Origin of the sequence: Methylobacterium nonmethylotrophicum (genome assembly GCF_004745635.1) — a bacterium.
GTDB lineage: Bacteria > Pseudomonadota > Alphaproteobacteria > Rhizobiales > Beijerinckiaceae > Methylobacterium > Methylobacterium nonmethylotrophicum.
This window is the reverse complement of sequence record NZ_SRLB01000006.1, coordinates 1-21,780: the sequence shown is the minus strand read 5'-3', so window position 1 is coordinate 21,780 and position 21,780 is coordinate 1. Positions and strand designations below refer to the sequence as shown.

16 protein-coding genes, 1 tRNA gene and 4 pseudogenes are annotated in these 21,780 nt (G+C 69.0%); 10 read left to right on the top strand and 11 right to left on the bottom strand.

Going from position 1 to position 21,780, the window contains the following annotated elements:
* Window positions 1-41 precede the first annotated feature (41 nt).
* The 3 genes from EU555_RS08930 to EU555_RS08920 all read right to left on the bottom strand — a co-directional run bounded on the left by EU555_RS08930 (window position 42) and on the right by EU555_RS08920 (window position 5,617).
* On the bottom strand, window positions 42-1,838 hold the full coding sequence (locus EU555_RS08930) for a hypothetical protein (RefSeq protein WP_135414324.1): 1,797 nt from the start codon (window positions 1,836-1,838) through the stop codon (window positions 42-44).
* Between the two features lie 14 nt (window positions 1,839-1,852).
* Window positions 1,853-3,733: a flagellar hook-associated protein FlgK gene (gene flgK, locus EU555_RS08925; protein WP_135414323.1), complete on the bottom strand. Its 1,881-nt coding sequence runs from the start codon at window positions 3,731-3,733 to the stop codon at window positions 1,853-1,855.
* 510 nt (window positions 3,734-4,243) lie between these two features.
* A complete protein-coding gene (locus EU555_RS08920) occupies window positions 4,244-5,617 on the bottom strand; it encodes a flagellar hook protein FlgE (protein WP_135414322.1) in 1,374 nt (457 codons plus the stop codon).
* 252 nt (window positions 5,618-5,869) lie between these two features.
* Here EU555_RS08920 and EU555_RS08915 point away from each other — a divergent pair, with 252 nt between their 5' ends.
* Complete coding sequence (locus EU555_RS08915; RefSeq protein ID WP_135414321.1) at window positions 5,870-6,340, top strand: BLUF domain-containing protein; 471 nt, start codon at window positions 5,870-5,872, stop codon at window positions 6,338-6,340.
* A 127-nt stretch (window positions 6,341-6,467) separates the two neighbouring features.
* The gene (locus EU555_RS08910; RefSeq protein ID WP_135414320.1) at window positions 6,468-6,920 is read left to right on the top strand and encodes a response regulator; all 453 of its coding nucleotides are present in this window, start codon (window positions 6,468-6,470) and stop codon (window positions 6,918-6,920) included.
* A gap of 56 nt (window positions 6,921-6,976) precedes the next feature.
* Here the strand turns inward: EU555_RS08910 and EU555_RS08905 are convergent, their stop codons facing one another.
* Both EU555_RS08905 and EU555_RS08900 read right to left on the bottom strand, forming a co-directional pair.
* Window positions 6,977-8,590: a peptide chain release factor 3 gene (locus tag EU555_RS08905; protein ID WP_135414319.1), complete on the bottom strand. Its 1,614-nt coding sequence runs from the start codon at window positions 8,588-8,590 to the stop codon at window positions 6,977-6,979.
* Window positions 8,591-8,769: 179 nt separating this feature from the next.
* Window positions 8,770-9,525 (bottom strand): SDR family oxidoreductase, encoded by a 756-nt coding sequence (locus EU555_RS08900; RefSeq protein WP_135414318.1) that lies wholly within the window; start codon window positions 9,523-9,525, stop codon window positions 8,770-8,772.
* A 145-nt stretch (window positions 9,526-9,670) separates the two neighbouring features.
* Here EU555_RS08900 and EU555_RS08895 point away from each other — a divergent pair.
* From EU555_RS08895 to EU555_RS08890, 3 genes and pseudogenes are all read left to right on the top strand, one after another.
* Window positions 9,671-9,745: transfer RNA gene (locus EU555_RS08895), tRNA-Gln, on the top strand.
* 79 nt (window positions 9,746-9,824) lie between these two features.
* A pseudogene (locus EU555_RS37685) lies at window positions 9,825-10,022 on the top strand (DUF6538 domain-containing protein); the annotation flags it as partial.
* Window positions 10,023-10,034: 12 nt separating this feature from the next.
* A complete protein-coding gene (locus EU555_RS08890; protein WP_083469530.1) occupies window positions 10,035-11,879 on the top strand; it encodes a site-specific integrase in 1,845 nt (614 codons plus the stop codon).
* 437 nt (window positions 11,880-12,316) lie between these two features.
* On the opposite strand, the gene EU555_RS08885 is transcribed toward EU555_RS08890, so the two are convergent.
* From EU555_RS08885 to EU555_RS08875, 3 genes and pseudogenes are all read right to left on the bottom strand, one after another.
* Entirely contained in the window at window positions 12,317-13,471 is a 1,155-nt protein-coding gene (locus tag EU555_RS08885; protein ID WP_048447862.1) for an IS110 family RNA-guided transposase, read from the bottom strand.
* Window positions 13,472-13,638: 167 nt separating this feature from the next.
* Window positions 13,639-13,836, bottom strand: a pseudogene (locus tag EU555_RS08880) (recombinase family protein); the annotation flags it as partial.
* Window positions 13,823-14,002, bottom strand: a complete 180-nt coding sequence (locus EU555_RS08875; protein ID WP_048447860.1) for a hypothetical protein — start codon at window positions 14,000-14,002, stop codon at window positions 13,823-13,825. The gene EU555_RS08875 and the pseudogene EU555_RS08880, both read right to left, overlap by 14 nt.
* Window positions 14,003-14,308: 306 nt before the next feature.
* Between EU555_RS08875 and EU555_RS08865 the strand changes: the two are divergent.
* Window positions 14,309-14,542: pseudogene (locus EU555_RS08865) on the top strand (transposase domain-containing protein); the annotation flags it as partial.
* A 336-nt stretch (window positions 14,543-14,878) separates the two neighbouring features.
* Here EU555_RS08865 and EU555_RS08860 read toward each other — a convergent pair.
* The 3 genes and pseudogenes from EU555_RS08860 to EU555_RS08850 form a co-directional block, all read right to left on the bottom strand.
* Window positions 14,879-15,052, bottom strand: a pseudogene (locus EU555_RS08860) (histidine kinase); the annotation flags it as partial.
* The gene (locus EU555_RS08855) at window positions 15,043-15,384 is read right to left on the bottom strand and encodes a hypothetical protein (protein WP_048447858.1); all 342 of its coding nucleotides are present in this window, start codon (window positions 15,382-15,384) and stop codon (window positions 15,043-15,045) included. The pseudogene EU555_RS08860 and the gene EU555_RS08855, both read right to left, overlap by 10 nt.
* A gap of 955 nt (window positions 15,385-16,339) precedes the next feature.
* Window positions 16,340-16,873 (bottom strand): hypothetical protein, encoded by a 534-nt coding sequence (locus EU555_RS08850; protein ID WP_048447857.1) that lies wholly within the window; start codon window positions 16,871-16,873, stop codon window positions 16,340-16,342.
* A gap of 193 nt (window positions 16,874-17,066) precedes the next feature.
* Here EU555_RS08850 and istA point away from each other — a divergent pair, with 193 nt between their 5' ends.
* From istA to EU555_RS08830, 4 genes are all read left to right on the top strand, one after another.
* Complete coding sequence (istA, locus tag EU555_RS08845; protein WP_091889757.1) at window positions 17,067-18,110, top strand: IS21 family transposase; 1,044 nt, start codon at window positions 17,067-17,069, stop codon at window positions 18,108-18,110.
* On the top strand, window positions 18,107-18,901 hold the full coding sequence (gene istB / locus EU555_RS08840; RefSeq protein ID WP_091889755.1) for an IS21-like element helper ATPase IstB: 795 nt from the start codon (window positions 18,107-18,109) through the stop codon (window positions 18,899-18,901). The genes istA and istB overlap by 4 nt, the downstream gene beginning before the upstream one ends.
* Before the next feature lie 319 nt (window positions 18,902-19,220).
* The gene (locus tag EU555_RS08835; protein ID WP_048447856.1) at window positions 19,221-19,457 is read left to right on the top strand and encodes a DUF2171 domain-containing protein; all 237 of its coding nucleotides are present in this window, start codon (window positions 19,221-19,223) and stop codon (window positions 19,455-19,457) included.
* Window positions 19,458-19,522: 65 nt separating this feature from the next.
* Window positions 19,523-21,780, top strand: a 2,258-nt coding sequence (locus EU555_RS08830; RefSeq protein WP_135414317.1) for a heavy metal translocating P-type ATPase, incomplete at its 3' end; no start/stop codon positions are given.

The following is a 21,780-nucleotide window of genomic DNA, read 5'->3' as shown; positions in this document are numbered from 1 at the left end:
CCCGGAATGATCGCGAATCCTGTGAGCCCCGCCGGAGATCCTTACAGGTAACTCGTCAACGTCAGCTTCGAGAGCATCGACGTCGCCTGGTAGCTCGCCTGGAGCTGGGTCTGCAGCGTCATGAGCTTGGCCGCCGCCTCCTCGGTCGAGACCGATTCGACGGCGTCGAGCGTCTTCTGCAGCACGGTCTTGGTGGCGGTGTTCTGGCTCTTCTGGGTGTCGATCTGGGCCGAGGCGAGGCTCAGCTCCGAGGCGATGCCCTGCACCGTCTGCTGGCCGTCGCCGGGCTTCAGCAGTGCCTGGACCCGGCTCGAATAGGCGTCGAAGCGGGTCCCGTCGCTGTCGGTGTCGGGAAACGACGTGGCGGCCAGGACCGCGAAGCCGCTCAGCGCCGCCCGCAGGGCCGGCTCGTTGGCCTGGACGCCGATCGCCACCGTCTGGGTGCCCGAAACCGGCACGGTCGCGGTCCGGCGCGGATCGGCGGAGGTGTCGTCGCCCTTGTACCAGATCAGGGTGCGGCCGCCCGGATCGGCGACGTAGCCGGTGGCGGCGCCGCTCGCATCGGTCGCGACCCGGCGCGGGCTCAGGCCCGGCGAGGACGAGCCGGCGAAGAAGTCGCTCGTCGCCCGCGTGGCCGCGCTCGCCGCGAGGTCGGTCGTGGCGGTGGCGTCGAGCGCCGTCGCGAGCGCGGTCCTCAGGTTGGCGGCGGTGTCGGCCGGGGTCGCGCCGATCGCGAAGGTTCCGGCAGCGGTGCCGTCCTGTGCGGCCTTCAGGCTCAAGGTCTTGCTGGTGCCGTCGCGCAGGCCGACCGTGACCTGCACGCTGTCGCCGACGGCGAGCCCCGCCCCGACCGTCACGGTGGCGGAGGCCGCAGTGCCGCCGGCGAGCGCGGCTGTCGCGCCGGGCGGGCTCGCGCTCTGGACTCCGACGACGGTCTTGCCCGCGAGCGCCGCGGTGAGGTTCCGGGCGCTCGCCGAAGCGTCGGTCCCGATCGCGAAGGTGTTCTCGCCCCCGCTGCCCGCCGCCCGGGCGGTGAGGTCGACGAAGCCCTGGCTGCCGTCGGCGTTCTGCACGCTCACCCGCACGATGTCGCCGTCCTTCGGTTGGCTGGCGAAGGACAGGGTGGCGGTGGCGGACGCCCCGGCCGTGACGGCGACCGACAGGCCGGCCGGGTTCGAGCTGACCGCGGTCTCGACCGTGAAGCCGAAATTCGCCCGGACGTCCGCCGACGCGCTCTCCGACAGGCTGACGGCGGCGCCCGAGGCCGAGAGGGCGAGCCGCCCGGTCTTCGGCGTGCCGGTGCCGAGATCGGCGGCCTGCCGCTCGGCGATCAGCGTGCGGACGCCGTCGAGGCCGGCGGCGGGATCGCCGTCGAGGATGCGGGCGGCGGTCTCGACCGGCGCCCGGTCGGTGACCCGGCCGCCCAGGATGTACTGGCCGCCGGTGCTCTGGTTGAGGGCGTCGAGTGCGCCGCCGAGCTGGCCCGCCGCCGTCTGCTGGAGGGTGGAGCGGGCGGTGGTGCCGGTGCCGGTGCGGGCATCGACGAGGCTGCTCCAGGCCGCGGAGGACTGGGTCGCGACCTGCTGCACGCTCGTGGTGGCCAAGGCCACCCGGGTCGAGGCGGTGCCGGCGGCCGCGATATAGCCGTCCAGCGCGCTGATCTGGGCGTGGGCGGACAGGCTCTGGGTGCGCCCGGTGCCGAGGCCGCCATAGGTGTCGGAGACCTGTCCGGTGGCGATCTGGTTCGAGAGCGTGCCGAGCGTCGCCTTCATGGCGACGAGGCGTTGGGTGTTGAGGTCGGCGGCGGCCGTGCCGGCCGCGTACGGGGCGATCGTCATCGCGGGCGGTCCTTCTAGATCCTGAGCAGGGTGTCGAGCATGTCGCGGGCGGCGGTCAGCACCCGCGCATTGGCGCTGTAGGCGGTCTGGAGCTGGATCAGCCGGGACATCTCCTCGTCTACGCTGACGCCGGATTCCTTGCCGAAGCGGCTCTGGGCGGTGGAGAGGGCGATCTGCTGGCCCTCGTCGAGCTGCCCGGCCGCGGCGCTGGCCGCCCCGCGGGCGTCCACGACCGACTGGGTGAAGCCGACGACGCTGGCGGCGTGCGGGGCGCTGACGCCGCCGATGCCGCTCCCCGCCGAGAAGGTCCGCGTCCGGTTGGTGAGGGCGTCGGTGAGGGCTTGCGGCCGGGCGGTGTCGCCCGAGGCGGTGGTGGCGGCGTAGTCCACCAGGGTGGCGCTGTCGGCGGCCACCGCCGGGTTGACGGCGATCCGCTGGGCGAAGCCGGTCAGGTGCGAGCCGCCCTCGAACGAGCCGGTGAACACGCCGTTGCCGTCCCCCGCATCGACGAACAGCGCGAGCGGGCCGCTGCCCGTCTTGGTGTCGGCCGCGCTCGTCGGCACCGTGACCGAGGCGCTGGCGCCCGTCAGGGTGAGGCTCGCCGGATCGGACAGGATGCGCACCGAACCCGTCGCCCCGTCCGGCGTGGCCGAGACGGTGAAACCGGTGCCGAGGGCCGCCCCGATCTTGGCCGCGAAGGTCGAGGGCCCGCCCGAGATGTCGACCGGCACCACCAGGGCGGTCGGGTCGTCGGTGAGCGCCGGATCGATGGTCGCCGGCGCGCCGCCGCTCGTCGGGATCAGGATGACGTTGCGGCCGACGCCCGCGGCGTTGCGCACGCCCAGCGTCACGGCGTTGCCGGCCTGGAGCCCGGTGAGGTCGATGTCGAAGCCCGAGAGCCCGTTCGCGCTCGCGGCTGTGCCGGTCGCCGGCCGGTCGCTCAGCGCCCGCGAGAGGCCGGCCGCCAGGTCGTCGAGCTGGCGCTGCGCCTCGACCAGGGTGTCGTCCCGCAGCGAGACCGCCGCCGCGATCGAGCCGGAGCGGATCGCCCCGGTGGCGACGAGGTCGATCGTCGCCCCGGCCGGCGTCGTCGCCGTGACGGTGCCGACGCCGCGGGTGGCCGGGTCGGTGGAATACTGCGCCTCGGCGCTCAGCGTGCCGCGGCCGTCGAAGCCGAGCGACGCCGCCGCGCCGTGGTCGACGAGCGTCGCACCCGAGGCGGTGAGCAGGGTGACGGTGCCGTCGCGCTGCGGGCTCACCTGCACGTCGAGGTATTGCGAGAGCGCGTTGATCGCCTGGTCGCGCTGGTCCTGGAGATCGGCCGTGGTGGTGTCGCCGGTGACGCCGCCGCTCGATGCGGCGATCCGGGTGTTGAGCGCGGCGATCTGCGACAGGAGCGTGCTGGCCGAGGCCACGTCGCTGCCGAGCTGGGATTCGAGGCCGGTGCGCAGGTCCTGCACGCCGTCGGCGATGCGGGCGATCGTCGTGGCGAGGGTCTTGGCGCCGCTCACCGCCGTCGCCCGGGAGGCGGCCGAGGTCGGGTCCGAGGTCAGCGCCTGCAGCGACTGGGTGAAGCTGTTCATCACCCCGTCGAGGGCGGAGGCGCTGCCCGGGGTACCGTAGAGCGCGTCGAGCTGATCCTGCACCTTGGCGGTGAGCCCGGTATAGGCGGCCCCGGCGGTCTCGAGGCGCAGCTGCTTGAGCGAGACCGCGTCGAAGGTCCGGCTCACCGCCCCGGCGGCGACGCCGGAATTGCCGAGCTGCGACACCGACGTGAGGGTGCGCTTGACGTAGCCGGCGGTGCCGGAATTGGCGACGTTCTGGGAGACGAGACCGATCGCCGCCTGCGTCACCTGCAGGCCGGCGGTCGCGGTGTTGAGGGCGTTGAGGGACATCGGGCGGGTCCGGTAGCGACAGTGATTCGGGCCGGGCCGCGCGAGGACCCCCGCCGGCCGTGACGGCCGTCTTGGGGGTCGTGTCGCGGTCCGGCGTCTCGCTCGCGGCCGGGCCCGCCTCGGCCCCTTTTGGGCGGCGGTCCCGACCTGGTCTGCCGCCCCTTTTGGGCGGCGGTCGCGGTGTTGCACCGGGCCGTCCGTTGTCGGGCGGCCGACCGGCTTTCCATCGCGAAGAGACGACCCGCGCGTACGATGTCCGGCCGTTCCCGGGTGCTCGCCCCGGGAACGCGGAGATCGGGTTCGCCCACTCATGCGGGGCGACGCATCTCGACGGAGCCTTCTGCTCCCCCGCGCGGGCCGCCGGGATCGATCCCGGCGATCCTGTGCATCATTCCGCCGGTCGCGAACGACCGGTGCCGAAGCGTTCACCGGTCCGGCGGCGACAATGATGCAGATCCGATGAGCTCAGCGGAGTTGCCCCGTGCAACTCTGCTGAGTCCGATCCCGCGATCAGCGGATCACGTTGATGAGGTCGGACATCATCTGCTGGGCGGTCGACATCACCCGCGTGTTGGCCGAGTAGGCCTGCTGGGTGACGATGAGCTTGGAGAACTCGTTCGCCGTGTCGGTGTTCGACTGCTCGACGTTGCCGCCGATGATCGTGCCGCCGGCAAGCCCCGCCAGCGGCCCGCCGGATTCCGCCGTCTGGGCGTAGTTGCCGGCAGAGACCGCCTTGAGCGAGTCGGGCGCGTTGAACCGCGCCACCCCGACCTGGGCCAGCGCCACGGTGTTGCCGTTGGAATAGGTGCCGGTGAGCTTGCCGTCGCTCGTCACCGCGAGGGAGTTGAGGGTGCCGGCGGCGTAGCCGTTCTGCTGCAGGGTGTTGGTGGTGACCTGGCCGGTCGGGGAGCCGTACTGGGTCAGGCCGCCGGTGCCGAAGTTCAGCGCCACCGCCCCGAGATTGGTGCCGTTCACCGTGAGGTCGGGGATGCTGAGGCTGGTACCGGTCGGCGCGGTGAGCTGGCCGCTGCCGTTGAACGTGAAGGCGGTGCCGACGTTCTGCCAGGTCCCGGCCGAGGAGCCGGAGCCGGTCTGGTTGGCGTAGTACAGGTTCCAGGTGTCGCTGGTGCCCGCCGCGGCGTCGGCGCTCGCGACCTTGGCCCAGCGCAGCTGCACGCTCACCGGGGTGCCGGTGCCCGAATAGGCCGTGAGCTCGCCGCCCGACACGCTCGCATTGACGAAGGTGGCGGAATCGGAGGCCGAGACCGTCGGGCCCGGCGCGGCCGTGCCGGTGAGCACCCGGGGATCCCCGCCCAGGAGGGTGCCGAGCAGCGCCGCGCCGGAGGCGGTGGTGGGGGTGCTGGGCAGGTTCGCCGCGTAGGCGATGCTCGACGTCGCCCGGGCCGGCAGGGTCGAATCGGGCACCGCGATCGGCCCCGTGCCGGTGGACTGGCCGGTCGCCGGGTCGAGGGTCTGCCCGACGAGGTAGGAGCCGGCGCCGTTGACGAGGTAGCCGTCGCGGTCGACCGAGAAGTCGCCGCGGCGGGTGTAGAGGTTGGTGCCGGAGAAGACCGGGGCGCCGCCATTGTCGCCGGCCTTGGTCTGCACCGTGAAGAAGCCGTTGCCGCTGAGCGCCATGTTGGTGGCGACCCCGGTCGCCGCCACGCCGCCCTGAAGGCTGTTGGTCAGCTGCGAGAAGGCCGCGACCGAGCCGGCGGTCTGGTGGCTGGCCGGCTGCTCGGCCAGGAGGTCGACGAAGTCGGTGTCGATCCGCTTGTAGCCGACGGTCTGCGAGTTGGCGATGTTGCCCGAGATGTTCTCGAGGCTGAAGGCCTGGGCCTTGAGACCTGATACAGAGGTCTGCAGCGCGCTGAAAACGTCCATCGTTTCCGGGTCTCCGTCCGGCCGGCCGACCCGTCGAGGTCATCCGGCACGCTCTCGGGGATCGGAACCGCAAGCCGTGTGCCAGGGACCAAGTCCTTGATTTTGCTGGGGGTGCGTCGGACCGGGCGGCAAAACCCGCCGGGCCGCACCGGCGCCCCGCGGCAAATTCTGCCGTGATCCGCGGGGTGATGTTTACGCCGTGTTGAACCTCTTGCCCTTAGCTGGCGTTCTGGACGGCGCCGGACCAGGGATATGCGTGCGAGCAAACGAAGCAGCCTCATCCACTTGATCTACTTCTCGCGGTCTCAGCTCTCCGCCGAGCCGCCGGTGCGCGCCCGCCAGATCGCCGAGATCGCCCGGCACGCGCAGAAGAAGAACGAGTTCTCGGTGATCACCAGCCTGCTCATCGTCGATCAGGGATACTTCATCCAGATCCTCGAGGGCGAGCGCCTGTCCGTGCAGGAGACGTTCCAGCGGATCAGCACGGATGTGCGCCACCGCGACGTCCACATCGTCGAGTGGCGGGAGATCACCAAGCGCGAGTTCGTGACCTCGTTCGCCACCGCCTTGCGCGCGCCGTCGAACGAGGCCCTGTTCCAGAGAGCCAATCTGGGGCCGATGCTCCAGCGCGGCACGCCGAAGGCCAGCACGGTCTACGGTCTCGCCCAGGCGCTCCAGGCCGAGGTCATGGCCAAGCAGGGCATCGACCACCTTTTCGTCTAGAGCAGGTCCCGTCACGGGACCTGCGGACCATCGAGAGCCTGGGCGGGGACCCCGTCCTCCGCCGAGGAACCCGCCGGGCCCAGCCCGGTGATCCGCGTCACGAAACACAACCCGCTGGCTGGTGCCGATGAGCGAAACCCCTCCCATCCTGATCGTCGACGACCAGGTGAAACTCGTCCGCCTGGTGACCGAGTTGATGAACCGCCTGGGCTTCCCGGAGGTCGACGGCGTGTCCGACGGGCAGCAGGCGCTCGAGCAGCTGCGCTCCCGCCGCTACGGCCTCGTGATCTCCGATCTCGACATGGAGCCGATGGACGGCATCCAGCTGCTGCGCGAGATCCGGTCCGACGACACGCTCATGAACACGCCGTTCATCCTGACCGAGACCTCGTTCAGCTTCGAGGACATCAACGTGGCGCATATCGCCGGCGCCGACGCCTTCATCCTCAAGCCGTTCGACCTGGCCCTCCTGAAGACCAAGCTGAAGCAGGTGCTCAACGGCCGGCCGCGCAAGCGCGACACGCCCCCGACCCCGGTCTCGAGCCTGAAGCTCGACTTCCCGCTGCTGGGCCGGTTCTGACATCGGCCCTGCCCCCCGTCCCGGGGGCAGGCCGAAGCGAAGGCCGTCAGGAGCGCTCAGGCGCGCCGCTTCTGGTAGTCCTTGACGTCGGTGAAGCGGATCGCGGGCGCCCGCTCCTCCTCGTAGCGCAGCGAGAACCCGGTGGTCGCCATGAAGACCGGCGCGCCGTCGAGGTCGCTCGCCATCGACGAGCCGTGCGAGCCGATGAACTTGTCGAGCTCGGCCGGATCCTGCGCCTCGATCCAGCGGCAGATGGTGAAGCGGGTCGGCTCGTAGTCGATCGGCAGGCCGTACTCGGCCTGGAGCCGCTCCTTGAGCACGTCGAGCTGCAGCGCTCCCACCACGCCGACGATGGCCCCCGAGCCGTCCTGCGGCAGGAAGAGCTGCACCACCCCCTCCTCGGCCATCTGCTGCAAAGCCTCGCGCAGCTTCTTGGCCTTCATGGCGTCGGTGAGCTTGATCCGGCGCAGGATCTCGGGAGCGAAGCTCGGCACGCCGCGGAAGACCAGCTCCTCGCCCTCGGTCAGCGTGTCGCCGATGCGCAAAGTCCCGTGGTTGGGGATGCCGACGACGTCGCCCGCATAGGCCTCGTCGGCGATGGCGCGGTCCTGGGCGAAGAAGAATTGCGGCGCCGAGAGCGAGATCGGCTTGCCGGTGCGCACCAGCCTCGCCTTCATGCCGCGGCTGAGCCTGCCGGAGCAGACCCGCATGAAGGCGATGCGGTCGCGGTGGTTCGGGTCCATGTTCGCCTGGATCTTGAACACGAAGCCGGTCATCTTCGGCTCGGTCGGCGCCACCGCGCGGGTGTCGGCGTCCTGGCCGCGCGGCGGCGGCGCCACCTCGGCCAGCCCGTCGATCAGGTCGCGCACCCCGAAATTGCGCAGCGCGCTGCCGAAGAAGACCGGGGTCAGGTGGCCCTCGCGGAAGGCGTCGAGGTCGAACGGCTTGCAGCCGCCCTCCGCCAACTCCGCCTCCTCGCGCCAGGTCGCGGCGTCACCGGCCTCCGGCAGCAGGGTGTCGAAGAGCGGGTCGTCGAGGCCCGACACCGGCACCGTGCCGGCATCGTCCGCCGCGTCGAGCCGGCGCACGCGGCGGCGCAGCAGGTCGTAGGTGCCGGCGAAGCTCCGGCCGCGGCCGATCGGCCAGGTCACCGGCGCGACGTCGAGGGCGAGGGTCTTCTCGATCTCGTCGAGGAGGTCGAAGGGATCGCGGGATTCCCGGTCGAGCTTGTTGACGAAGGTGACGATCGGGATGTCGCGCAGGCGGCAGACCTCGAACAGCTTGCGGGTGCGCGCCTCGATGCCCTTGGCCGCGTCGATCACCATCACGGCGGAATCGACCGCGGTCAGCGTCCGGTAGGTGTCCTCCGAGAAGTCCTCGTGGCCCGGCGTGTCGAGGAGGTTGAAGACGCAGTCGCCATACTCGAAGGTCATCACCGAGGTGACGACCGAGATGCCGCGCTCCTTCTCGATGCCCATCCAGTCCGAGCGGGTCGAGACGCGGTTGCGCTTGGCCTTGACCTCGCCGGCGAGTTGGATCGCGCCGCCGAACAGGAGCAGCTTCTCGGTCAGGGTGGTCTTGCCGGCATCCGGGTGCGAGATGATCGCGAAGGTGCGGCGCCGGGCGACCGGATCGGCGGGGGCGCGCGGGGCGTCTGTCTGCATCAGCATGGGAGTGTTTTCAAAGCCCGGGCCCGGGTCTGGTCCGGGCCGGGGGCCCGGTCGTCGGTGAGGAGACGGTCTTCCCCATATGGGGAGGCGCGGTCGCTTGCGTCAGCGCCCGCGCCGCCTCTCTAGCCCGAGGAGGCGCCTGAGGGCCAGAGGCCTTCAAAGTCCGGGGCCCTGCCCGCTCAGCCGCGGCCGATGAACGGCATCTTGGTCGCCATCACGGTCATGAACTGCACGTTGGCGTCGAGGGGCAGGCTCGCCATGTACACCACCGCGTCGGCGACGTGCTTGGCGTCCATGGTCGGCTCGGGCCGCGTCGAGCCGTCGGGCTGGGGCACGCCCTTCTGCATGCGCGCGGTCATGTCGGTGGCGGCGTTGCCGATGTCGACCTGCCCGCAGGCGATGTCGTGGGCGCGCCCGTCGAGCGAGGTCGAGCGGGTCAGGCCCGTGATGGCGTGCTTGGTGGCGGTGTAGGGCGCCGAGAACGGCCGCGGCACGTGGGCCGAGATCGAGCCGTTGTTGATGATGCGCCCGCCATGGGGCCGCTGCTTCTTCATCAGCCGGAACGCACCCTGGGTGCACAGGAAGGCGCCGGTGAGGTTGGTGTCGACCACCGCCTTCCAGGTCGCGACCGGCAGCTCGTCGAGCTCCACCGGCGGCGCACCGATGCCGGCATTGTTGAACAGCACGTCGAGGCGGCCGAACTCCTCCTCGAGACGGGCAAACAGTGCCGCCACCGAGGCCTCGTCGCCGATGTCGGTCGGCTGGGCCAGCGCGCGCCTGCCCTTCCCCTCGATCTCGCCGGCGACCGCCTGCAGCGGCTCGGGACGGCGGCCCGACAGCACCACGTCGTAGCCGGCCTCCGCGAGCCCGAGCGCCACCGCGCGGCCCACCCCCGAGCCGGCCCCGGTCACCAGTGCGACCTTCTGCGTGCTCATGCGTCTCTCCTCCCCGTGTTCCTTGCCGTTGCGCGCTCCGGCATACACGAGCCCGAAAGTCGCTCCAACCGCGGCCCGCGCCGAACCCCGGCGGCCCCGGTTGCCAGCACCGCCCCGCCCCGCTATGGAAGCGCCAGCCGCACGTTGGGGCGTCGCCAAGCGGTAAGGCAGCGGTTTTTGGTACCGCCATTCCCAGGTTCGAATCCTGGCGCCCCAGCCAAATTCCCCCGTAAGTCTCTGAATTCGAACGATTTCCCGCTGAAGCGGGAGGCGTCGGCACACATCGGTGTTGCACATGCGTGTCTCACACGAGGTGTCCGGTGCCGGCTATCGCTCATGCTTACAGGCGCGGTGGGAGCTATTCCTGGCGCCGCCGGATCCCGCTGCCGCTGATCCGATTCTGCCGTTCCAGGCAGCTCGTGGTAAGCCTAGGCACGCGCGACCCAGCCAGGGCACGCTTCCTCGCGAGCCAGCTCACGGCTCATTCCGATCAGCTTTTTCATCGCGCCATGAGCGAGCCCGAACCCGATCTCATCATGAGCCGCCGCCAGCTCGACGGCATCTTTCGCGAAAGCCTATTGGCCCACCTCGAAAAACTCGACCGGATCGCTGCGGCAGAACGTGCAGAACCGGACTTCGATCCTGAGGCGAGCCGGCGTGCCGATCGGCGTATGGGATGGATCCTGCGTATCCTTGGAGCGCGCGGCGCGGCAGCGACCATTGATACTCCGTTGGCTGATGAGATGCGTCGCGACGGGCTGAATGACCTCGACATTGAGGAAGCACGGGCGACGCTGGCCGCGATGGTGCGCCAGAACGGCCACCTGATGCCTCGCGCTCGGCTGGAAGGGCTGCTCGCAAACCAAGCGGTCGCACCGACCATGACTAACTTGTCTCTAGCTCAGGAGATTGCCTTCCGCGGTATGTCCGCGGCGGCCTTTGCAACTGAGCGCCGCTACGATGGTCTTCGGATCGAAGAGGTCACACTGCGCGACGCGATCCTGCTGAGGGAAGCGCAGGTGCCGCCGGAGGCCACAGGCTCGACGGCAACCGTGAGTACAGCTCGTTCGCAATCAAACGCTGATGCCGTCCCTCAAATGCCGACAGGCGTTGCAATCGTGTCAGCAAGCCCGGACCTCGCGCTGGATACGACGGACCAAGAGCCTCATCAGAAGGGGATGCATCCAATCATAGCGTTCGGGGAGGCGATGATCGCCGGGCGCGCTCGTGACGAAACCTGGGATGCAAAAACACAGCACCAGGCGCGTCAGATTTTTGCCCTGTTCGCCAAGCTACTCGTCGAGAACGGCCTCATCCGTGTGACTGATCTTCGGCAGAGCCATTTTGCCGAATTAGTTGATCTTTTGCGGTCCGTCTCGCCGTCGTATGGTAAGAGCCCTCGTGATGCCGAACGCAGCACTGCCGAACTGCGTGAGATTGGCGCCAAGCTTCCAACCAACAAACGAGGCATCGTCGGGGATACCATCAACCGTCACCTGACTTTCCTCGGACAGCTTGTAACATTTCTCAAAGCGCAGGGCCTCGCGATTGATGCGAGCATCGATCTCGCGCTCCTTCGCGCCCGCAAGCGGGACAGGGCACGTAACCGGCGACCATCTCTTAGCAACGACGATGTTGCGGCGATCTTCCGACTGCCCTGCTTCACAGGCTGTCGTTCGTGGCGCGATCCGTTTACCACCGGCGATCAGGTATTCCATCGCGCTTTGTACTTCGCAATTATTTTACTCTATTATACAGGCGCGAGACGAGAGGAAATTGCAGGACTTCATGTCGACGACGTGGAGGAGGCAAGCGGGATTGCATACCTTGCTTTTCGATTCAACGAAACGCGTCGTCTTAAGAACGTTCAATCTATTCGGTTTGTCGCTTTGCACCCAGAGGTGCTCCGCCTCGGGTTTTTGGACTACGTCAAAGCTGTTCGCGCACTCGGATACGGACTCGTGTTTCCGGATCTAAAATCGCCAAACTCAAGCTCGCCGCTCGGCGATCGCCTCTACGATGAATTTAGCAGCGGACTTCGAAAAGCGATCTCAAACGAAGCAGAACGTAAAAAGGTCATCCACTCCTTCAGACATTCGCTCGGCAACAATCTTAAGCAAGCCCGCGTTCACACGGAAATCAGAGCCGACATCCTTGGACACGCCGGGTCCGGTGAAACAGACGAGCGTTATTGCGATCCGACAGCTCTGGCATTGATGCTGGAGGAGCTGAAAAAGGTTCCAGCGGTCACCAACCATCTAGCGCAGAAGCCAATACAGCTGCTCCCGTGGGTCTCCGCAAAAGAGCGGCCGCCATTCGCAAGAGCCCGCAGACGCTCCATCTCTCGGGGATAAGTGGGCCCGGCAGGACTCGAACCTGCAACCAAAAAAGCTATTGCTGCCAGCGCTCTAACGAGCGTCCACGCGTACAGGTTATGCAGTTTGTGCGGGAGCTGCAAGACGGAGCGCCGGCACTTACGTTTGAAGGTGCCCGCAGCGCGGCCGGTCCTTCATCCAAACTCTCGTATGAGGCATTTCCGCAAGGGGGTCGGTGATCGACGTTTCGGACGGGCGGGGGAGCCGGGATGTCGTGCGAGCGCCGGGCTCGCGGATCCACTCGTGTCCGGCGGAACAGAACGTTCCTGACCAAGATGCCTCATGCGAGGCGAACCGGCTGAAGGCGGCGGGACCCATCTTTGGCGACGGCAGCAAACCCCGTCGAGCTCCGGTCACACGCCTGCCCCCACTCGTCCGACATGCCGTGGACCGGCCCGGCGGACGAACCTTGATCCTCAGGCCGCTTTCAGGCGCGCGCCCTCTGGAACCAGCCCGGTGGCGAGATAGCGCCACAGGGCGACCAGCAGCTTGCGCGCCAGCGCCACCGCGGTGATCTTGCGGATGCGCCCGCGTCCGGTGCCGAACCGCTCGACGAACCAGCGGGCGAGCCCGCTGCCCGGCTGATAGCGCAGCCACAGCCACGCCAGCTCGACCATCGACTTCCGCAGGAGTGGGTTCCCGGCCTTTGAGATGCCCTGGTCGCGCTGTCGGTCGCCGCTGGCGTACGGGTTCGGCGTGAGCCCGGAATAGGCGGTCATTTGCTTGCGGTTGGCGAACGGCTGGTACAGCGCCTCGCGCACCAGCACCGTGGCCAGCTCGGTGCCGATGCCACCGAGCCGGGCCAGACGCGCCACCTTCTCGGCGTCGGCGTCCGTGACGGCCGGATCCGCCACGGCGGCATCGCGCTCGGCCTCGGCGGCCGCAACCTGTTCGAGCACGAGTTCCAGCCGCCGGAACTCGCGCTCGATCTCGCCGCGCAGGCGCTGAGGCAGGTCGCGCCCGTCGCCGGTGCGCACCTCCTTCAACCGCTCCCAACGGTCGCGTCGCAGCGGCTGGAACGTGTAGACGCCCTGGGTGGCGAGCAGGCCCTTGATCCGGTTGACGTGCTGCACCCGCTCCGCGATCAGGCGCTGGCGCTCGCGATGAGTGCGCCGCGCATCCTCGCGCTCGACCGAGGGCACCTGCACCATGCGGCAGGCGGCGTGATCGCCGCGGCACCACGCCATCAGGGCCCGGAGCAGCATGGCCGCGTCGAGCCGGTCGGTCTTGGCCCGTCGCGCGCGGCGGTCGACCTGGAGGCTGCCGGGATCCATGACGAAGCAGGTGATTGCCTCGGCCGCGAGGCGGCGCTGCAGCCAGAAGCCGTCGTATCCGGCCTCGTAGCCGAGGATGATCGCGACCTCTCGGCCGGAGCTGCGCTGTTCGCGAGCCTGCAGGCGGCGCAGCAAGGCGAGCAGGCCCTCCACGTCGCCGCCGCTCACCCGGTGTGCAGAGGTCTTCCCGCTCGGGACGGCCTGGGCGGCCAGGAGCCATGCCGACTTGCTGAGTTCCAGCGTGACGAACACAGCAACCTCAGGCAGGTTTGTCTGGATCTGTTCACGATCAAGCATGGCCAACTCCGGTCCAAGGTCAGAGAACCGGAGAGTGATCCAATCTCCAGCTCCCTGCATGGTATCTTTGGCCATTCATGCGGCGTGGCAGAGCGCGTAGGCCCAGGGCGCTGGCAAACGGAAGCGGGGCTTTGTTCGGGCGCGTCGGCGCGGTGATGTTGCTAAAGTCCGCTCGCCGACCGGCCGAGATCATCGTCGATGACCTCGACGTCGACAAAGCCGCGCTGGCGGGCGACATCGACCAGATTGTACTGGCGCCGTTTGCTCTCGAGATTGGTCATGACCTGGGATTGCGTCGACTGCCGCACATAGACGACCGCCGTTCGCTTCAGGATGGCTGGCGGGAGCAGCTCAGCGCTCGTCATCGTCAAGCTCCTCGACGCCGAGGCCGCCGGCCTGCATGAGGATCTGCGCCAGCATTGCGACGACCGTGTCGCGTTCCTGAGCGCTCAGGCCCTCCAGCCCGTCCTGTTCGAAGAGGAAGCTGATCTGCCGATCCGGCACCGCGGCCGGCCGCTTGAAAGGTTCCATCCTGTGCCTCCGGAACGATGCCGACATCGCTCCGGAACTTTGCGGGGCTGTCTGCCCCACTCAACAGCCGCGCCAGCTCGATCAGCGCCGTGACATCGACGCGCGGAGACCCGGACGTCATGCCGGCGCAGTGAACCGGGTCGAACATCCATCCGGCCATGACGATCACAACGCCGGAAGGCGCTTGCACCAGGAGAATCGGGCCGTACGTCCGCTGCTCGACCCGGCGCACCAGCACCTTCCGGCCGGAATGGGGGTGCCCGCGATAACGAACCTCCGCTTCCTGCCCGACATGGGCAGAATGAACGGGTGATGGCGGTCGGGCGCAAGAACTACCTGTTCGCCGGTTCAGATGGCGGCGGAGCGCGGTGGGCCGTCATCGCTTCTTTGATCGAGACGGCCAAGCTCAACGGCGTCGAGCTCTATGCCTACCTCACCGACGTGTTGACCCGGATGAGCAGCGGTCATCCGGCCCGAGATCTCGACGTACTCCTGCCTTGGAACTGGTCGACCGCCGTCAAACCGGCAGCAAACGTGTGAAAGCCTGACGCTTACCATCGTTACCCTCCTGGATCGGAAGGAAACGTCCGGGGCCGGGGATCCAATCCATGCCCCTGACGGAATCCCATGGGCCGGACCTTGGGCTCGGCACCGACGCGCCACGCCCGCGACCGTTCGTGAGCCATCACATGACCGACCTCCCGAGGCCGACACCGGGCCCGGCGTTCATGGACAGAACCGCCCAGCATGAGCTGGCGAGGGGATCTGAGCCGCGTCGGCTCAGTCGCGTGGATGCCCTGCCCGACCGTCGGCGTGCGATTTGGGCTCGGGCGGACCCCGAGGCGGACGGCTGGCCGGTCCCGCGGGAGAGCCCCTTCACAGGAACTTGAGCGGGTCCTTCTCGGGCGGGGGCGGGGCCACGTCGGCCCGGTTCCACCAGCCGCCGCCGAGCGCCACGAACAGGGCGGCGGTGTCGGCGTACTGGGTGGCGCGCGCGCCCGCCGAAGTGACCAGGGCCGAGAGGTAGCCCTGCTGGGCGATCAGCACCTGGACACGGGCCGCTCCAGGTTCGAGGCGTCAACGTCGGCTTCAAGGCCATACACGAACGGGCCGCTCTGCCAAGCATACCCGCCGAACAGGCCGCCGAGCGCGGTGGTCGCATCGCGCCCGGCATCGTTGCGGCCCGTGGCATCCCCGGTGCGGAATTCCGGCACCGAACGGCGGCCGATCATGCCGGAACCGAAGCCGAAGCTGCCGAAGGCGTCACCGGCGCTGCCCTGCCATCCGATATAGCCGCCCGCCCAGGCACCGAAGGAGGGCAGGTGCGTCGCGTCGTGTGGCGTCGGCGTGGCGAGATTGGCCCCGTGGGCGCCGGTGGACACGCCAGCGAGCAACGTCGCAACCCCTGCACCTGCGCGGAGGCGTCCTGCGGCCTGTCTCCACCGGCTCATCGTGCCGCCTCCACATGCGTGAACCGAACCCGGACTAGCGATGCGGTGACCAGGACACGATGCGGCATCCGCCCAAACTTGGCCGCGCTGCTAACCATGGACGAGCGGCTTCGTGCAAGCCCGCCGCCGGGTTCGGGTTGAGCTGACGACCCCGGCCGATGAGATAGCCACGCGTACCACCGAGGTAGACACCGCCCTCACGCCCCTCGCCACGCCTATGGAGCGGGACGGGGAGAGGCCGAACTTCCAGAATTCAAGCGGCATAGCGTGTGGGTTGCTCGCAGCGACGGCAGCCATGCCGCTCTTCCCATCGGCCGTAATCACGACTGCGAACCCGCGTGCGGGCGAATGGGGCGACATTCGAAACGCATCGTGGTCGTGCGCGCGATCGATCGTTCCCCGAATGCCGCGGGTTCGGTCAGGGGCGCGTCACCGCCGAAACAGGCGGCAATCTCCGGGTGCGCCTGTTTTATCGACGGCCGATGACGGTTCGATGCCACTTGTGAGCTTCTCGGCTGCGCAGCACAGCTGGCGCGGGGCGACCGGTACGGGCGCCACCCCCCGGCCTCGAAGCCTGCGCTGGAGGGCGTGCGTGGCGTCCATGTCGTCCCGTCCGGGATGATCCCGGCGGGACAGGTTTGCGGGAACCGGCTTGCTCTCGAAAGGAGGACGGGGCCCGCAGGTCGGCCGATCGTCGTCCGCTGACGAAGCCCACTGCGGCGCACCGCTCATGAAGCCCCGGGCTCAGGCCGCATCGTCATGTCCGGGCACCAAGGCGGCGATTGTCCGATCAAGGCCGCATATGGCGTCGCACCGAGCCCGATTATCTCGGCGGTTTGTGGATCGGCCGCCATCGTAGGCCCGGTGCGGATGATCGCGACCTGCTTCACGGGGTCTGCCCGAGGATTAGGTCCGACGCGTGCCGGGAGGCCGGGTGGCCTGTGGCCGCCTGGTGGGCGACCGAGCACGCCTCGTAGTGGTCGCCCCTGGCCAGCATGGTCAAGCGCCGCTCGCCGGGAACAGCCTTCCTGACGGCCAGGAGCGCGCGTCCAGACGGCCACGACACAGTCTCGGCACCCGGCTCGGTTTGCGGCTGACCGTACCGCCGCACGCCCTCCCGGTAGATGGCCTCGTAGCGCGACGGCAGTTCGGCCTCCGAGAGCGGACGGCTGAGCCAGATGACCTGCTGCAGGCCCTCGTCCCGGCAGACTTCCAGGATGACCTCGTCCGTATCGATGCCCGCGGCCAGCGGACGGTCGTGGAAGTAGGTCAGCGCCGTGATGTTCGCTTCGCGGTCGACCATCGAGGGCTTCGGCACCGTGTCGACGGGTCCCCAGGACAGGCCAAATGGGGCTTCCTGAGCATGGGCTCCGTGCAGGCAGCCGAGCCAAAGCAGGGTCGACAGGGCGCTGCGTCTCATCGTCGTCTCTCCCTCCGTTGATCCGCGACGTCCCCGCACGTCGTCGCTGGCGCGCGACTGAATCATGGATTGCGATCTCGAGCGGCTCTTCCGGACCGAGCACGATGTAGGCGCCGATGTGAAACTGACCCAGTCGCCGACTGAACCCTGACCCAGGCCGTAGGCTGGGCTCCTTCTGCGGGAGGAGGCCCGGATGGTGGGTGAGGAGGCAGCGTTGGAGATCCGGGTGTTGCATCGGCACGGGAAGGGCATCCGCGAGATTGCCCGCGCGACGGGTCTGTCGCGCAACACGGTGAGGCGCTACCTGCGCGACGAGGCGGCGGCGCGCTACAAGGGGCGGCCGCCCCGACCGGGCAAGCTCGATCCGTTCAAGGGCTACGTGGTGGAACGTCTGGCGGCTGCGGCGCCGGAGCGGATCCCGGCCAGCGTGCTGCTCGTCGAGTTGCGCGAGCGGGGCTATGCGGGCGGCTACACGATGCTCAAGGAGTTCGTCGCCGGCCTCGCGCCGGCGCCGACCCCGCAGCCGGTGGTGCGCTTCGAGACTGCGCCGGGCGAGCAGATGCAGGTCGACTGGGCGGTGATGCGGCGCGGCGCCGACCGTCTCTCGGTGTTCGTGGCAACGCTGGGCTGGAGCCGGGCGGCCTACCTGGAGTTCGTGACCGACGAGCGCCTCGAGACGCTGATCGCCGCCCACGAGAACGCCTTCCTGGCCTTCGGGGGCGTGCCGCGCGAGGTGCTCTACGACAACATGCGCACCGTGGTGGTGGAGCGGAACGCCTACGGTCGCGGGCGTCATCGCTTCCAGGCCGGCTTCCTGGACTTTGCCCGCCATTGCGGCTTCCGGCCCCGGCTGTGCCAGCCCGGACGGGCGCAAACGAAGGGCAAGGTCGAGCGCTTCATCCGCTACCTGCGCGGCAGCTTCTACGTGCCGCTGGCCAGCCGGCTGGGCCAGGAAGGGCTGGTGCTCGATCGCGAGGCGGCCAACCTGGCGGCGGGTCGCTGGCTGCGCACGGTGGCCAACCAGCGGGTCCATGCCACGACCGGCGCGGTGCCGGCCGAGCGCCTGGACGTGGAACGGACGCAGTTGCAGCCGGTGCCGCCGCCCTATGGCGGCCGCTCGGTGCGCCAGATCAAGGCCCCGGCGGTGCCGGCTCCCGCCCACCCGGTGGTCGGGCTGCAGCACCCGCTGGCGCTCTACGACGGGCTCTCGGGCCTGATGACGGGAGAGCCGGCATGAGCGACCTGCAGCATGCCCGCCTCGCCGAACTCTGCGGCGAGTTGCGCCTGCAGGCGGTGCCCGCGGCCTACGGCGCGCTCGCGCAAGCGGCATCCGAGCGCGACACGCCCTACGCCGTCTTCCTGGAGGAGGTGCTGCGCGCCGAGCGCGAGGCCCGGCGCACCCGGGCACGGGAGATGTTCGCCCGGGTGGCGGGGTTCCCGGCGGTGAAGACGCTGGAGGGCTACGACTTCGGCTTCGCCACCGGAGCGCCGCGGGCGCAGATCCAGGAACTGGCCAGCCTGGCCTTCGTGGAACGGGCGCAGAACGTGGTGTTCCTGGGTCCGTCCGGCGTGGGCAAGACGCATCTGGCGATCGCGCTCGGCTACCTGGCGACGCAGCGCGGGATGAAGGTGCGCTTCACCAGTGCGGCGGACCTGGTCCTGACGCTGGAGACGGCGCAGCGCCAGGGTCGCCTGAAGGAGGCGATGCACCGGGCGGTGAACCTCTACCGGCTGCTGATCGTCGACGAGATCGGCTACCTGCCGTTCGCGCGCGAGCAGGCGAACCTGTTCTTCCAGGTGGCGGCCAAGCGCTACGAGCGGGGCGCGATGATCCTGACCTCGAACCTGTCGTTCGGGGCGTGGGACCAGGCGTTTGCCGGCGACGCGGTGCTGACGGCGGCGATGTTGGACCGGGTGCTGCACCATGCCAGCGTGGTGACGATCACCGGCGAGAGCTACCGGCTGAAGGACAAGCGGCGCGCCGGACTGGTGGCGCGGCCAGTGCGGGAACCAGACGTTCCTGCGTGAGGGGTGGGTCAGGTTACGATCGGCGACAAACCCAAAGGTGGGTCAGACTTCAATCGGCGTTGACAACGAGACCCCCCGCGGGAATACTCCGAGATCATCGATGTTGGGCTCGAGCACGACTGTGCGCAACCATTCCTTGCAGCGCTGGTTCTCTCGTCGCTATCCCCGGTTCCAGGGCGAGACGGTGTTCTCATCGGCCTCGAACGGTATCGGACTTGCGCCGAGAGCTGCCGGAAGATGGCCGCCTAGCGCGCGAGGCGCTCGTCGAGCGTCTCCCCTCATACCATGTGTCAGCCGTCTCAGGTCGAGGAGATACGTCATGATCGATGCAAGCCAGATCAAAGAGCACATGGAGGTCAAGGCGTCCGATGGGCACCATGTCGGCACCGTCGACCACATGCAGGGATCCGATCAGATCAAGCTGACCCGGAACGATCCGGCCGCGCACGGCGCGCATCACCTCATCCCGCTCGCCTGGGTCGAGCGCGTCGACGCGCATGTGCACCTCAGCAGGTCGAGCCAAGAGGTCATGACGCAGTGGCAGAGCCAAGGCTGAGACCGACCGCTCCTTGCTCCTCTAGCGGCTAAAGGTTCTAGGCTGCCGGGGAGCAGGAGGATCTCATGACGGGACACAGTGCGGACGCCGCGCGCGAGAACGGTTCGACCTTCACCTGGAAGGTCGAGGGGATGGATTGCGCCAGCTGCGTCGGCAAGATCCAAACGGCGTTGGCCAAGTTGCCGGGCGTCAGCGACGTCAGGGCTTCGACGATCACCGAGACCCTGACCGCCACGATCGATCAGACCCAGATCTCCTCAAGGACCGTCGAAAAACGCGTGGCCGGCCTCGGCTACACGCTCACGCGCAAATTGCCGCCATCCCTCACTTCCGGTCCCGAGCACGAGCTGCTCGGCCGCCGCGATGCGAACGCAGCACACGGCTGTGGTGAGCCGGGCTGTGACCAGGACGAGCAGGCACCCCTGACGGCGGCAGACCAGCATGACGGCGTTCTCGCAAAGCAAGGGCACGCACATGGCGAGAGCGCTGACAGGCCTTGGTGGCAGGCCAGCAAGGGCCGTCTGGTCCTGTTCACCGGCGCCATGCTCGCCCTGGCTTGGACGATCAAGCTCAGCGTTCCCGCGCTGGCCTTCTGGGCATTCGTGGGCGCGACGCTGGTCGGGGTCACGCCGGTCGCCCAGCGCGCCATCGCGGCCGCGCGCGCCGGCATGCCGTTCACGATCGAGATGCTGATGTCGATCGCCGCTGCCGGCGCCCTGTTCATCGGCGCCGCGGAGGAAGGCGCCCTCGTCGTGTTCCTGTTCGCGGTCGGCGAGGTGCTGGAGGGCGTGGCGGCCGACCGAGCCCGCGCCGGCATCCGGGCGCTCGGCGAACTCGTCCCGAAAACAGCGTTGGTCGAGGAGAACGGCATCGCCCGAGACGTGCCGGCCGCCTCGCTCACGATCGGCCAGACAGTGCTGGTGCGACCGGGCGATCGCATCCCGGCCGACGGCGTCATCCTCTCCGGCACGTCCGGCATCGATGAGTCTCCTGTGACGGGGGAATCCTTCCCGAGCACCAAAGGGGCGGGGGACGGCGTCTTCGCGGGCTCGATCAACCGCGAGGCGGCACTCCGGGTGCGCGTCGCCAAGGCCGCCGAGGATAACACGATCGCGCGCATCATCCGCCTCGTCGAGGAGGCGCAGGAGGCGCGCGCGCCGACGGAGCGCTTCATCGACCGCTTCTCGCGCTGGTACATGCCGCTCATCGTCGGCCTCGCCCTCCTCGTCGTTCTGGTGCCGCCGCTCCTGTTCGGGGGGGCTTGGTCGACCTGGGTCTATCGCGGGCTCGCGCTCCTGCTGATCGGCTGCCCGTGCGCGCTCGTGATCTCGGTGCCGGCCTCGATCGCATCGGCCCTGTCGGCCGGCGCGCGCCGCGGCTTGCTGATGAAGGGGGGCGCCGTGATCGAGGCGGCGGCGAATACGCAGGTCATCGCCTTCGACAAGACAGGCACGCTGACCGAAGGAGCGCCGCGGGTGACGGACGTCGCGGTCTATTCCGGTAGCGAGGCTGAGGTGCTGCGGCTGGCTGCGGCCGTCGAGACCGGATCGAACCATCCGCTCGCCGTCGCGATCGTGGAGTGGGCCAGGACGACGGGCTGCCGGATCCAGCCCGCCGACGGGGTCAGGGCCGTTCCGGGTCAGGGCGTGACCGGCTCGCTCGGCGGGCAGGAGATCTTTCTCGGTGCTCCGCGCTTTGCCGAAGGCGGTACGACCTGGCCGGCCGGGGCGAGCGAGCGGAGCGCCGCGCTTGAAGCGGAGGGCAAAACCGTCACGGCGCTCGTGGTGGGCGGCCGTTTGGTGGGGCTGATCGCCCTGCGCGACGAGCCGCGTCTCGACGCGAAGTCGGCTCTTGCAGCCCTACAGGATCTCGGCATCCGTCCGATCATGCTCACAGGCGACAACGCGCGCACCGGTGCGGCGATCGCGAGCGCGCTCGGTCTGGAGTTCCGCGCCGAGCAGATGCCCGATGACAAGGTCGCGGTGATCCGGGCGCTCGGGGTGGGGGGCCGGGTCATGATGGTGGGCGACGGTATCAACGATGCACCTGCACTGGCGGCGGCGAGCGTGGGTATCGCCATGGGTTCGGGCACCGACGTGGCCCTGGAGACCGCCGACGGCGCGCTCCTGAGGAGCCACACCTACGACGTCGTGGAGATGATCCGCTTGGCGCGGGCCGCCATGGCCAACATCCGCCAGAACATCGCCGTCGCGCTGGGGCTCAAGGCGGTGTTCCTGGTCACGAGCGTGCTCGGGCTGACGGGCTTGTGGATCGCCATCCTGGCCGATACGGGGGCCACCGTGATCGTCACCGCGAACGCGCT